Source organism: Clostridioides sp. ES-S-0108-01 (assembly GCF_020662285.1).
Lineage (GTDB): Bacteria > Bacillota > Clostridia > Peptostreptococcales > Peptostreptococcaceae > Clostridioides.
The window spans coordinates 180,292-194,768 of record NZ_JADGMN010000007.1 but is presented as its reverse complement, the minus strand read 5'-3'; the positions used below and the strand labels follow the sequence as shown (position 1 = coordinate 194,768).

Here is a 14,477-nt window from a genome sequence, read left to right as displayed (position 1 = left end):
TCATCACGTATCAGTTCTTTTGAATGAGTGTATAGAAAATTTAAATATAAAGCAAGATGGAGTGTATGTTGACTGTACCATGGGAGGAGCAGGACATTCTAAAGAAATAGTAAAAAAACTGTCAGATTCTGTGGGATTACAAAATTGTTTTAATTATAGGCATACATATTAATTATACATCATATATATCAAGCTTGTAAACTAGACTTTAAAGTATATTGACTTAAATAATATTTGTATTTAATTTAAATAAAAATATTGCTTTTAGAAAATAATAAAAAGGATATAATTAAATAGAAGGTTTTTATATGCAAGTGTATACAATTAAAAAATAAATAAATTTCAATTCAAAAATTGATGTTTAAATGAAAATAGGAGGTACATATGGTTAATACTAAAAAAATAATAAATTTAGGTAATAATATTAATCTTACTTTGATAAAAACAGAAAAGTTTAAATCGAATCTTATAAGTTTATATGTTCAGAGATTATTGGATGAAAAAGAAACTACAAAAAATGCTCTGATACCATCAATAATAGCAAGTGGGAGTGCGAAATATCCTAGTGCTAGAGCAATATCCAATAAATTAGATGATTTATATGGTTCATCTATGGGAGCTGATGCTGTAAAACGTGGAGAACGTCAAGTATTGAGTTTTAAAATAATCAATATAAGTGAAAAATATTTAGATGAAAGTATATTTGAAGATGTAGTAGAGTTTTTTAATGAAGTAATAAATAACACACTTGTTGTAAATGGTGGATTTAAAGAAGAATATTTAAATATTGAAAAAGAAAATTTAAGAGAAAAAATACAGTCAATAATAAATGATAAAAAAGAATATGCACAAGATAAATGTATTGAGGCTATGTGTAAAGGTGAGAGATATAGTGTAAGTGAATTTGGTTATGAAGATGAAATAGATAGTATAACTTCAAAAGATTTATATGAACATTATAAAAACATACTTAAAACATCACCAATAGATATAGTTGTAGAAGGTAATTTTGATGAAGATAAAGTTTTAGATATAATAAGTAAAAATTTAAAGTTTGAAAGAGAAGAAATTATAGCTATACCAAAAGCGGATTTTATAAAAAATGTAGATGAGGTAAAGGTTATAGATGAACAAATGGAAATAACTCAAGGTAAGTTAGTTATGGGTTATAGAGCAAATGTGGATTATGCAGATACAGATAGATATTATGCTCTAGTAGTTGGAATTAATGTCTTAGGTGGTGGACCACACTCTAAATTATTTGTTAATGTAAGAGAAAAAGAAAGCTTATGCTACTATATATTCTCCTCAATAGAGAAGTACAAAAGTATCATGTTTATATCATCTGGTATAGAAACTAAGGATTATGATAAAGCTGTGGAATTGATAAAAGAACAAGTAGAAAGTGTAAAAGCAGGTGATATATCTGATGAAGAATTAGAAAATAGTAAACTTGCTTTAGTTAATTCTATGAAATCTATAACTGATAATATAGGTGGTATGTCTGATTTTGTTTTTTCTCAGTCTATGGCAAAGACAAATTCTGAAGTGCAGGACATAATATCTAGTATAGAAAAAGTTACTAAAAAGGATATAGTTGAAGCTATAAAAAATATAGAACTTGATACTATATACTTCTTAAGAAATTAATGGAGGAGATGTCTATGGAAAAAATAGTTAATGATATATTGAGAGAAGAAGTTTATTATGAGAAATTGCAAAATGGACTGGATGTATATTTTATGCCAAAAAAAGGATTTATGAAAAAGTATGCTATTTTGGCTACTAATTATGGCTCGAATGATTTGGAATTTGTACCAATTGGGGAAGATAAAAAAATTAGAGTGAATGAAGGAATTGCACATTTTCTAGAGCATAAGATGTTTGAGCAACCTGATGGAGGAGATGCATTTGATAAATTTTCTAAATTAGGAGTAAACGCAAATGCGTTTACTAATTTTACAATGACAGCATACTTATTTTCTGCTACTGAGAATTTTTATGAAAGTTTAGAACATCTAATCGACTATGTTCAAACACCTTATTTTACAGATGAAAATGTTGAAAAGGAAAAAGGTATAATAGCACAAGAAATAAAAATGTACAATGATGACCCTGATTGGAATGTATACTTTAATTGTTTGAAGGCAATGTATGTGAATTATCCCACTAGAATTGATATAGCTGGTACAGTAGATAGTATATATAAGATAACTAAAGAAGAACTATATAAATGTTATAACACTTTCTATAATCCAGGGAATATGGCTTTATTTGTTGTTGGCGACTTAGATGTAGAGAAAGTTATAGATGTAACTAAAAAATCAAACAATTACGAAGTAGATAAACTTTCTAAGAGTATAGAGAGATTTTATCCAGAAGAACCAGAAAGTGTAAAAGAAAAAGAAGTTATAGAAAAATTCCCTATATCTATTCCTATGTTTAATATAGGTTTTAAAGATAGTAATGTAGGTTTAAAAGGGAAAGAACTTTTGCGTAAAGAGATTGTAACTGATATTCTTGTAGGTATGCTATTTAAAAAAGGAAGTAAGCTTTATGAAGATTTGTATATGCAAGGGTTAATAAATGAAAATTTTGGAGCTGGATTTTCGTCTCAAGTGGATTATGCTTTTAGTATAATAGCTGGAGATTCTAAAGAACCTAAAAAAGTAAAAGAGATAATTCTTGAGTATATAGAAAAATCAAAAAAAGAAGGATTATCAAAAGAAGAGTTTGAAAGAACTAAAAAGAAAAAAATAGGGTCATTTATTAAGTGTTTTGATTCTATAAACTTTATAGGAAATAGTTTTATATCTTATGTATTTAAGGATATAAATATCTTGGATTATTTAGATGTTATTAAAGATGTTACTTTTGAGGAAGTTGAAGAAAGGTTAAAGGAACATTTTAAAGAAGAATATTGTGTTATTTCTATTGTGGAGCCTAAATAGAAGTTTAACTATAATAAGAATAACCAGTTAAATTTTAGATTGTGTGTTTAAATATTTATTCTAAAAAGAAATAGACTTGTAAAATATATTTATATAAATTAAGTTGAAAAATTTAATAAGTATAAATAAAATATATAAGAGGTTGGTGTATACATGCACCAATCTTTTTGATTTCAAAGAATTTTACATTAATTATATTGGTATAATATATGTAATATACTATAGGTGTTTATACAATAAAATTTAATATTTTTTGTAGAATTAACATTAATATGTTATCATAATTTAGTATAATTACAATTAATTGTAATTATGACATATTTATTTGGAGATATTTTCAATTTATACAAAGAGGTGACGTTATGGATAGAGTAGCATTTACACTGTTTGGAATAGACATCATGTGGTATGGAATACTTATGGCATGTGGAATGATTTTAGGGACTTTAATAGCAATAAAGGAGTCAAAAAGAGTAGGAATTAAAGAAGATGATGTATTAAATATAGCTATAATAGCAATACCAGTTGGATTAATCTGTGCAAGAATCTATTATGTAGTATTTAATTGGAGTTATTATGCTCAAAATATGTCTCAAATATTTAATTTTAGAGGTGGTGGACTTGCTATACATGGAGGGTTAATTGGTGGAATATTAGCGGGTTATATATACACTAAGGTCAAAAATATTAATTTCTTAAAAATGGCTGATACAGTTATACTTGGAATGCCTTTAGCACAAGCTATTGGGAGATGGGGAAATTTTATTAATGGAGAGGCACATGGAGGTGCTACTAATTTACCCTGGGGAATAATGGTTGATGGAGTGAAGGTACATCCAACTTTTCTATATGAGTCTATATGGGATTTTGGAATATTTATAGTTTTATTACTATTTAGAAAAAATAAAAAATATGAAGGTCAAGTTATAGTCACTTATATAACTTTATATTCAATTGGAAGATTTTTTATAGAAGGATTAAGAACAGATAGTTTAATGTTAGGTCCACTTAGAATGGCACAAGTTATAAGTCTAATCGGGGTTATTGGTGGTATAATTGCACATATCTATTTATCAAAGAAAAATAAAAACAATATTAATGAAGAATAGTTTAAAAAGTAAATTTAAGGAGGTAACTATGGAATTTCATCACGTATCAGTTCTTTTGAATGAGTGTATAGAAAATTTAAATATAAAGCAAGATGGAGTGTATGTTGACTGTACCATGGGAGGAGCAGGACATTCTAAAGAAATAGTAAAAAAACTGTCAGATAAGGGATTATTTATAGGGTTTGACCAAGATAAAAATGCTATAAGTACAGCAAAAGAGAGATTGAGTGAATATGAAGGTAGAGTGAAGTTTATTCACAGTAATTTTGAAAATATAAAAGAGGAATTAGAAAAAATAGGAGTTTATAAGATTGATGGTGTATTAGCTGATTTGGGAGTTTCATCTCATCAACTTGATGAAGCTGATAGAGGATTTTCTTATATGCAGGATGCGCCACTTGATATGAGAATGGATGTTAGGTGTGAGTTTTCTGCATATGATGTTGTAAATACTTATACAGAAGAGGAACTATCTAAGATAATAAAAGATTATGGTGAAGATAACTGGGCTAAACGAATAGCCAAGTTTATAGTTGAAGAAAGAGCAAATAAACCAATAGAAACTACAGGTGAATTGGTAGATATAATTAAAAAGGCTATCCCTAAAAAAGCTAGAATAGATGGACCTCATCCAGCCAAAAGAACTTTTCAGGCTATACGAATAGAGGTAAATAATGAACTTGGAGTAATTACAAAGATGATAAATGATGCTTCTTCCATAATGAATGAAGGTGGAAGAATCTGTATAATAACATTTCATTCATTAGAAGATAGAATAGTAAAAAATGCATTTAAATATCTAGCATCAGATTGTATATGCCCACAACATTTGCCTATATGTCAATGTGACAAAGAATCTGAAGTAAAAATAATAACTAGAAAACCAATATTACCTAGTGAGGAAGAAATAAAAGTAAATCCGCGTTCAAGAAGTGCTAAGTTAAGAGTAGTAGAAAAAATATAACTTATAGAATTTAAGATTAAAGAGTAGTACTATATAAATAAGATTTCTTATAATAAATTAAAGATTATGATATATTCTGTTGTACTAGTAAGGTAATTATAAAATAATTGATACTATAAGAAGTGTGAGCAACAGTTACTTGTTATTGATATGTATAATGAAGATTGAGACATAAAAAATATATATAGGTAATATTATGTAATATGATAAAGGGATTAGTAATCGAAAATAGATAAAATAGTTACATATTGTATTTATGGAAGAAATTATCTAAAGATACTATAAGTGATAAATTTAAATAAAAATTAATAGCTAACCTATAGATTCAATATAAAAGTATAAGTGAATTTATAGGTTTTTTGTTGTGTATAGAAAAAAATACAATTAGATTGTGCAATAGTGTATTAATTTAGCGATGAAATTTTAGAGGAGGAAATATGATTAACAACAAATATAGTATAGAGGAAAATTTAAACTATATACTATTGGGGTGATAATTTGAAAAAAAATTATAAAATACATAATCTAAATGAATATAAAAATAAGAAAAAGAATAATTATAAAAAGAGAAATAATAAAAAAATAGGGGCTAAATGCATTTTATTGATTGCAACTTTTGCAGTAATAATATTGAATCTATGTGGTTATTCAAAAATCTCAGAAATGAGGTACGATATTTATTATTTACAAAAAGATTTAAGAAAAAAGGAGATAGTATTAGAGGAACTAAAGGCAAAAGAAACTGAAAAAACATCGATAAAAGAAATTGAGCTAAAGGCAAAGGAATTGCTCAATATGGACTATCCAAAAGATGGACAAATAAAGTATATAGATGTGGATAACTAGGGGGAATAGATTTGAGAAAAGTAAAGAGAATAAGTAAGAAAAGACTAGTACTCGTTCTTATTCTAGCATGTGCATTGTTTTTTTGCCTCGTTATTAGGACTGGGTACCTACAACTTATGAAAGGAAATTGGTTAAGTACAAAAGCTCTAGAACAACAAACAAGAGATATACCAATAGAACCCAAAAGAGGAACTATATATGATAGAAATATGAAAGAGTTAGCAGTAAGCGTAACTAAGTATACTGTTTGGTGTAAACCTGTAGAAGTAGAAGATAAAAAGGAAGCAGCTGAAAAGGTAGCTGATATTTTGGACGAAGATTATAAAGATATTTACGCTTTAATAAGCAAAAAAAATATGGCTCTTGTAAAAGTGAAAAGATGGATAGATGATGATAAGGCAAGTCAAATAAGAGATGCTAAATTAAGTGGAATATGGGTAGCAGAAGATAATCAAAGATATTACCCATATGGGAATTTTGCGCCATATGTACTAGGACATACTTCTTCAGATGCAACGGGTATATCTGGTATAGAAATGCAATATGATAAAAAATTAAAAGGAAAACCTGGAAAACTTATAGTAAGTACTGATGCTTCAGGAAGAGAAATACCACAAGGAATGGAAAAATATTATGAGCCTGTACAAGGTAACGGTCTTGTGTTGTCTATAGATGAAGTAATTCAACACTATACTGAAAAAGCAGTACAGAAAGCGTATGAGCTAAATAATGCAAAAAAGGTTACTGCAATAGCTATGAACCCTAAAACTGGTGATATACTTGCTCTAGCATCAAAACCAGATTATGACCCTAATGATTCAAGAACGCCAATATATCCATATTATCAAGAAGAGCTTGAAAAGTATAATGATAAAGATAAAATAAAAGGATATTATCAAATGTGGAGAAATCCAGCAGTAAGTGATACATATGAACCAGGTTCTACATTTAAACTTATTACATCTTCCAGTGCTCTTGAAGAAGGAGTAATTAAAGATGGAGAAAAATTCACATGTACAGGTAGTGTAACTGTTGGAGGAAGAAAGATTAAATGTTGGAGACATTATAGACCTCATGGAACACAAGAGTTTAAACAAGCAGTACAAAATTCTTGTAACCCAGTATTTGTTGAGTTAGGAAGTAGACTGGGTGTTGGAAAAATGTATGATTATATAGAATCATTTGGTCTTATGGATAAGACAGGTATAGATTTACCAGGAGAAGCTAAGGGAATATTGTATAACGAAAAAAATGTAGGCCCAGTTGAATTGGCTACAATATCATTTGGTCAATCTATATCAGTAACTCCAATACAACTTATAACAGCTATATCATCAATAGCTAATGGTGGAGATTTAATGCAACCAAGGGTGGTAAAATCTTATACTGACAATAAAGGTAATATAACTGAAACAGTAAAACCAAAAAAAGTAAGAAGCGTTATATCTAAAGAAACATCTAAGAAAATGTTAGAAATTGCAGAGTCAGTTGTAACTGAAGGTGGAGGAAAGATAGCATATATACCAGGTTATAGACTTGGTGGTAAGACAGGTACAGCTCAAAAAGTTATAGATGGTAAGTATGCTCCAGGAAAGTATATATGTTCATTTGTTGGAATAGCACCTTGTGATGACCCACAAATAGTAGTTCTTGCTATTGTTGACGAACCAACAGGAGTAAGTGCGTTTGGTAGTACTACAGCAGGACCAATAGTGAAAGAAATAATGAATGATTCTTTAAAATATTTAGGAGTTAAACCAGTGTATAAAGAAGAAGAAAAAGCTGAGTATGAAAAGAAACAAGTTAAAGTGCCAGATGTAAGAAATCTAAAAATCGGTGATGCTGTAAAGGCATTGGAAGATGTGAAGTTAAAACCAGATTTAGATGCAGATATAGAACTTCCAGAAGATACAAAGGTAAAAGATATATTCCCAAAACCTGGAGTAAAAGTTAATGAAGACTCAAGTATAACTCTATATTTTGAAAACTAAAAAGTAACAGATAATTAACATATACCCATAAACATCTTCAAAAAAACAGAAATATAGTATATAATTATAAAGTTAAGAGTTATCGTAGGCAATGTATATATAACGGTATACATTGCCTTTTGTTGCTAAGAGAATATAGCTAAGGTTTTAAAGGAGGAGTTTGATAATGGAGTGCTTAACAATAAAAGAGTTAGTACTTGCAACTAATGGGAAGTTAATATATGGAGATTATAATGACTGTGTAAGTGATATAGTTATAGATAGCAGGGAAGCAAATGCCCAAAGTGCATTTGTAGCCATAGTTGGAGAAAATTTAGATGGGCATACATTTATGAAGTCCGCATATGATAGTGGATGTAAAACTTTTATAAAAAATGAAAGTAATGGAATAAAATTAGAAAGTTCGGATATAAATTTAATAGAGGTAAAAGATACATCTTTGGCTCTAGGAGATATTTCAAGATATTATAAAGAAAAATTTGATATTCCATTTATAGGTGTTACAGGTAGTGTAGGAAAAACTACTACTAGAGATATGATATTTTCTGCTATATCTGCAAAGTTAAATATACTAAAAAATGAAAAAAACTTAAATAATCATTTTGGAGTTCCATTGACTTTATTTAATCTAAATAAAGAACATGAGTGTGCGGTAATAGAGATGGGTATGTCTGGATTTAATGAAATAAAATATCTAGTGGATATAGTAAATCCCAAAATTGCAGTCATATCGAATATAGGATTATCACATGTAGAAAAACTAGGTTCACAAGAAGGTATTTTAAAAGCAAAGATGGAGATTACTTCAAACTTTGATGAAACAAATACTTTAATTGTAAATGGAGATGATAAGTTTTTATCTACATTAAAAGAAAAAGAACATGTATATAAGTTAAAAACATTTGGCTTCAATAAAAATAATGATATTTATTGTGAAAGTTATACTATGGAAGAGGATAGTTTGACATTTACATGTGTTATAAATGGAAAAAAAGAGGAAATATTTATACCAACAATAGGAGAACATAATATATATAATGCAATGTCTGCTATATTGGTTGGTTTGTGTCTAAATATTTCTTTAGATTATATAAAAAAAGGTTTAAAAAACTTTAAAGGGACAAAAATGAGACTAGATATAATAAAAAATGAAAAATTGACAATAATTAATGATTCATATAATGCTAGTCCAGATTCTATGGATGCTGCTTTAAAGATACTTGGAAGATGTAAAGGGAGAAGGGTAGCAATACTTGGAGATATACTAGAAATGGGTGAAATTTCAGAGTATGGTCATAGATTAGTTGGAAAATCATCTATGAATAATACTGATATTATAATAACTATAGGTGAAAATTCAGTGTTTATTGGAGAAGAGGCAAAACAATTAGGATTCAATTCAGCCAATATATATCACTTTGAGAATAGAGAAGATGTACTTAACAAGATAGATGAATTAGTAAAAACAGGAGACACTATTTTAGTAAAAGGCTCAAGAGGCATGAGATTAGAAAAAATAGTCGAATATCTAAATAAATAAGCTTAAACTAATGAGTTGATTGACAAGGGAGAGGAGTTTTATGATGTTAGGAATAACAGAGCTTACGTATACCGCATTGATTGCGTTTTTAATAGTAATTATAATAGGGCCAATATTTATACCGATGCTTAGAAAATTTAAATTTGGTCAGACAGTTAGAGATGATGGACCCCAAACGCATCTAGCCAAAAATGGAACACCTACTATGGGTGGAATTATAATGATAGTTGCAATTTTAATAACTGGGCTTACAAGAGTAAAGGTCAGTCATGACATGGCAGTTGGTCTTATATGTATTGCTGGTTTTGGTTTTATTGGTTTTTTAGATGATTTTATAAAAATAAAGCTAAAAAGGTCACTTGGACTAAAAGCATATCAAAAAATAATCCTTCAAGTTGCATTATCTTTTTATGTTGCTTTTTATCAGTATACATCATCATCAAGTGCTTCACAACTTATGATACCATTTACGGATTTTGTAATAAACGTTGGAATATTATATATACCGATAATGATGTTTATAATTGTAGCAATAGTAAATGCTGTAAATTTGACTGATGGGTTAGATGGATTAGCATCAGGAGTAACTTTAATAGTTTCTGTATTCTTTATGCTATTTGCAAGTTCTATTGCTGGAAATACAGAAGTTGCAGTTTTAGCAGCAGCAACTGTTGGAGCATGTTTAGGATTTTTAGGATTTAATTCATATCCGGCTAGAGTGTTTATGGGAGATACGGGTTCAATGGCATTAGGTGGTGCGGTTGTAGCATTTTCAGTGCTAACTAACTCAGTGCTTATAATACCTATAATTGGAGGAATTTATTTTGCAGAAGCTCTATCAGTTTTGATTCAAGTTGGATATTTTAAAGCAACAAGAAAGAGATTCTTTAAGATGGCTCCAATACACCATCATTTTGAACAGTGTGGTTGGCCAGAAACAAGAGTTGTATTTATTTTTTGGATTATTACAGTTGTTTTAGCTTGGATAAGTATAATAGCAGTATTTTAGGCCTAGGGGGAATGAAAAATGGACTTAAAAGGAAAAAAAGTTTTATTAGTAGGACTTGCAAAAACTGGTATATCTACAATTAAACATTTAGATAAATTGGGTGCGAGTATAATAGTGAATGATATAAAAGATGAAAATAAATTGAGAAACATACTTGATGAATTGAAATCTATAAACGGCATAAAATACATATTAGGGCATCATCCAGAAGATGTGGATGGCATAGATATGGTTGTAGTGTCTCCAGGAGTACCACTAGACTTGCCATTCATATTGAAATTAAAAAATTCAGGCAAGTATATAATTGGTGAGGTAGAATTAGCTTTTAAATTATCAAGTAATCCAACTTTTATAGGAATTACAGGTACAAATGGCAAGACAACTACGACTAGTTTGGTAGGAGAAATTTTTTCAAGAGCCAAAAGAGATACATATGTAGTTGGGAATATAGGAAATCCTGTAATAGATACTATAGAAACTTCAAATGAAGAGTCTGTGCTTGTAACTGAACTAAGTAGTTTTCAGCTTGAGAGTATAGATGAATTTAGACCTAAAGTAAGTGCTATATTAAATATTACAGAAGACCATTTAAATAGACACCATACTATGGAAAAATATATAGAAGCAAAGGCAGATATATTTATGAATCAAACTGCTGAGGATTTCTGTGTATTAAATTATGATGATGAGATAGTAAAAGGCCTAGCTGATAAGTGCAATGCTAAAGTAATTTACTTTTCAAGAACTCAAAAAGTAAATGGAGGAGTATATTTAGAAAATAATGACATAATAATAGATATAGATGAAAAAATAAAATTTCTAAATAAAGATGATGTAAGCTTACCTGGAGGTCATAATTTAGAAAACTGTATGGCAGCTATATTAATAGCATATGTCTGTAAAGTTGACTTAGAAGTTATAAAGGATGTACTTATGACATTTAAAGGAGTGGAACACAGACAAGAGTTTGTAAGAAACTTAGATAATGTAATATATGTAAATGATTCAAAAGGAACTAATCCAGATTCTACTATAAAAGCTGTACAGTCTTACAATAGACCTATAATACTTATAGCAGGAGGAATGGATAAGGGAAGTAATTTTGATGAACTTCTTGAAACTGCAAAGTCATATGTTAAATCATTGGTCTTATTAGGAGAAACTGCATCAAATATAGAAAATTGTGCTAAAAATAAAGGATTTAATGACATACATATAGTAAAAGATATGGAAGAAGCAGTTAAGACTTCTTATGAAATTTCAAAAAGTGGAGATATAGTGCTTCTTTCACCAGCTTGTGCAAGTTGGGATATGTATGAAAGTTTTGAAGTAAGAGGAAAAGACTTCAAAGATAATGTAAACAATTTAAAATAATCTCTTACCTCTAAACTTACTTAAATGGAAGAATGGAGGTAGATTAGTTGGATGCCTAAAGAAAATTTGAAAAAACAAATTGACGTAAGGATGAAGACTGAGTTTGATGGAGTAGTGTTTTATACTACTATGCTTTTAGTATTTGTAGGAATAGTTATGGTGTTTAGCGCAAGTTTTATACAATCTTCATTTAAACACAATGATGCGTACTATTTTCTAAAAAAGAATGTAATATATGCTGTACTTGGATTTATAGTTATGATTATTACATCGAGAATAGATTATAGTTTTTGGAAGAAAAATGCTACAGCAATTGGAGCTATAGCAGTAGTACTATTATTGTTGGTTTTAACCCCTTTAGGGATAGAAGCAAATGGAGCAAAAAGATGGTTGGGAATAGGTGCTTTAACATTTCAGCCTGCAGAAATAGCAAAGTTTGCTACAATAATATTAACTGCAAAATTAATTGAAAAAAATTATGATAAAATAAAATCTTTGACAAAAGGTGTTGTACCACTTCTCGTAGTTCCAGGGATATTTTTTGCGTTGATAATACTTCAGCCAAATTTGTCAACAGCAGGTACTGTAATTCTGGTTACTTTTGTAATGATATTTGTTGCTGGAATGGATATGAAAATTGTATTTGCTATGATAGGAAGTGGGGCTGCTTTATTTGCTGCATTAGTAATTGCTGAACCCTATAGACTTAGTCGTGTTACATCATTTTTAGACCCTTTTCAAGACCCTCTTGGTAAGGGGTATCAGGTAATACAAGGTTTATATGCACTAGGTTCAGGTGGATTGTTTGGTTTAGGCTTAGGAAAGAGTAAACAAAAGTATTTTTATATACCAGAGCCACAAAATGACTTTATATTTGCTATAATAGGAGAAGAGTTAGGATTGATTGGTTGTATAATAGTTATTATGCTATTTGTAGCTTTAGTCTACAGATGTGTAAGAATAGCTTTGAAGACTTCTAATGTATTTGCTTGTATGGTTGTCATAGGTATAGGTGCACAAATTGGAATACAAGCAGCTTTAAATATAGCAGTTGCAACATCATCAATGCCAGCTACAGGTGTAGCACTACCATTTATAAGTTATGGAGGAACCTCACTCACCATCTTTATGGGAGCTGTAGGCATAGTGTTAAACATCTCAAAGCATGTCAAAATTAATTAACAGGAGATGATGATTTGATGAAAGTTTTATTATCAGGCGGTGGAACTGGAGGGCATGTGTATCCAGCTATAGCTATTGCTAACAAAATAAGAGATGAGCATCCAGACGCCGAGATAATTTTTGTTGGGACGGAAAAAGGAATAGAGTCAGAAATAGTTCCTAAGTATGGATTTGAATTAAAGACTGTAACAGTTCAAGGTTTTAAGCGAAAAATAGACTTCGATAATGTAAAAAGAGTTTTTAAGCTTTTTAAAGGTTTGGAACAATCAAGAAAGATTGTTAAGAAATTTAAGCCAGATGTAGTTATAGGAACTGGTGGATATGTTAGTGGACCTGTTTTATTTAATGCATCTATGGGGAAAATACCAGCCATAATACATGAGCAAAATTCTTTTCCAGGTGTAACTAATAAGATTTTATCCAAAACAGTTACAAAGGTACTTACAAGTTTTGAAGATTCACATAAAAGATTTCCTGAGGCAGCAGAAGAAAAGTTGGTTTTCACAGGAAACCCAGTTAGAAAAGAAATTTTGTTATCAAGAAAAAATATTGCAAGAAAAAATCTATCAATAAGTGAAGAAAAAAGAATGGTACTTTGCTATGGTGGTAGTGGAGGCTCAAGAAAAATAAATGATGCAATGAGACTTGTAATAAAGAACATGGTAAATGAAGATATAGCTTTTATATTTGCCACAGGCAAAAGCTATTATGATGAATTTATGGAAAGTATTAGCGATATAAATCTTAAGCCATACCAAAAGGTTGTACCTTACTTAGAAGATATGGCAAATGCACTTGCAGCAAGTGATTTAGTTATAGGTAGTGCAGGAGCAATTTCATTAGCTGAGATAACAGCTCTTGGAAAACCATCTATAATAATACCTAAAGCATATACTGCTGAAAATCATCAAGAGTATAATGCTAAGAGTATAGAAAAGCAAGGAGCAGGGATTGCTATTTTAGAAAAAAATCTAACTCCAGAAAGCCTAAATACAGCAGTATTTAAACTTTTAGGAGATAGAGAACTTTTGGTTGATATGGCAAATGCAAGTAAAACTATAGGGAAGCCTGAAGCCATAGACCTTATATACGATGAGATAATAAAAGTATACAATTTAACGCAAAAGTCAACTTCTAAAAAAACAAAAAAAGAAAAAATTGTTGAGGAAGTAAAAGAAATAAAAAAAGAAACGACTCCGAGTATAGAAAGTCAAGCTAAGGTAATAGGAATAAAGAAAAGGTAAATAAATATTTACCCCTAATTTATAATATATTAGATTTTCTAAATTATTATAAATTAGGGGTTTATTTGTATGTATACAAATTTAAATATATAAAAAGTATGTAGCATACTATATTTATTTTGATGAAATATTGATTTATTTCTAATTTTTAATACTTTATTTGGATGTTATGTGACAAAATGGAAAAATTTGACTTTAAATATTATAATTTTTTTGTAGGAAAAATAAGCTCTAAAGGTGTATTTATTAACCAAAGGGGTTGATTGT

11 protein-coding genes and 1 pseudogene are annotated in these 14,477 nt (G+C 29.2%); all 12 read left to right on the top strand.

Going from position 1 to position 14,477, the window contains the following annotated elements; translation table 11 throughout:
- Window positions 1–127 (top strand): annotated as a pseudogene (mraW, locus tag IR152_RS09215) (16S rRNA (cytosine(1402)-N(4))-methyltransferase); the annotation flags it as partial.
- Between the two features lie 257 nt (window positions 128–384).
- The gene (gene yfmF / locus IR152_RS09210; protein ID WP_227451535.1) at window positions 385–1,650 is read left to right on the top strand and encodes an EF-P 5-aminopentanol modification-associated protein YfmF; all 1,266 of its coding nucleotides are present in this window, start codon (window positions 385–387) and stop codon (window positions 1,648–1,650) included.
- 14 nt (window positions 1,651–1,664) lie between these two features.
- The gene (yfmH, locus tag IR152_RS09205; protein ID WP_227451534.1) at window positions 1,665–2,951 is read left to right on the top strand and encodes an EF-P 5-aminopentanol modification-associated protein YfmH; all 1,287 of its coding nucleotides are present in this window, start codon (window positions 1,665–1,667) and stop codon (window positions 2,949–2,951) included.
- A 362-nt stretch (window positions 2,952–3,313) separates the two neighbouring features.
- Window positions 3,314–4,060, top strand: a complete 747-nt coding sequence (gene lgt / locus IR152_RS09200) for a prolipoprotein diacylglyceryl transferase (RefSeq protein WP_227451532.1) — start codon at window positions 3,314–3,316, stop codon at window positions 4,058–4,060.
- A gap of 28 nt (window positions 4,061–4,088) precedes the next feature.
- Window positions 4,089–5,024 carry a 16S rRNA (cytosine(1402)-N(4))-methyltransferase RsmH gene (gene rsmH / locus IR152_RS09195; RefSeq protein WP_227451531.1) on the top strand — a complete coding sequence of 312 codons (936 nt, stop codon included), beginning with the start codon at window positions 4,089–4,091 and terminating at the stop codon, window positions 5,022–5,024.
- Between the two features lie 498 nt (window positions 5,025–5,522).
- Window positions 5,523–5,870 (top strand): hypothetical protein, encoded by a 348-nt coding sequence (locus tag IR152_RS09190; RefSeq protein ID WP_227451529.1) that lies wholly within the window; start codon window positions 5,523–5,525, stop codon window positions 5,868–5,870.
- An 11-nt stretch (window positions 5,871–5,881) separates the two neighbouring features.
- On the top strand, window positions 5,882–7,861 hold the full coding sequence (locus IR152_RS09185) for a stage V sporulation protein D (RefSeq protein ID WP_227451527.1): 1,980 nt from the start codon (window positions 5,882–5,884) through the stop codon (window positions 7,859–7,861).
- A gap of 166 nt (window positions 7,862–8,027) precedes the next feature.
- Window positions 8,028–9,401 carry a UDP-N-acetylmuramoyl-tripeptide--D-alanyl-D-alanine ligase gene (locus IR152_RS09180; RefSeq protein ID WP_227451525.1) on the top strand — a complete coding sequence of 458 codons (1,374 nt, stop codon included), beginning with the start codon at window positions 8,028–8,030 and terminating at the stop codon, window positions 9,399–9,401.
- Window positions 9,402–9,441: 40 nt separating this feature from the next.
- Entirely contained in the window at window positions 9,442–10,410 is a 969-nt protein-coding gene (mraY, locus tag IR152_RS09175; RefSeq protein ID WP_003427000.1) for a phospho-N-acetylmuramoyl-pentapeptide-transferase, read from the top strand.
- An 18-nt stretch (window positions 10,411–10,428) separates the two neighbouring features.
- Complete coding sequence (gene murD / locus IR152_RS09170; RefSeq protein WP_227451524.1) at window positions 10,429–11,784, top strand: UDP-N-acetylmuramoyl-L-alanine--D-glutamate ligase; 1,356 nt, start codon at window positions 10,429–10,431, stop codon at window positions 11,782–11,784.
- Window positions 11,785–11,835: 51 nt separating this feature from the next.
- A complete protein-coding gene (gene spoVE, locus IR152_RS09165) occupies window positions 11,836–12,966 on the top strand; it encodes a stage V sporulation protein E (protein ID WP_227451523.1) in 1,131 nt (376 codons plus the stop codon).
- A gap of 17 nt (window positions 12,967–12,983) precedes the next feature.
- Window positions 12,984–14,210 (top strand): undecaprenyldiphospho-muramoylpentapeptide beta-N-acetylglucosaminyltransferase, encoded by a 1,227-nt coding sequence (gene murG, locus IR152_RS09160; RefSeq protein ID WP_227451542.1) that lies wholly within the window; start codon window positions 12,984–12,986, stop codon window positions 14,208–14,210.
- Window positions 14,211–14,477: the final 267 nt, after the last annotated feature.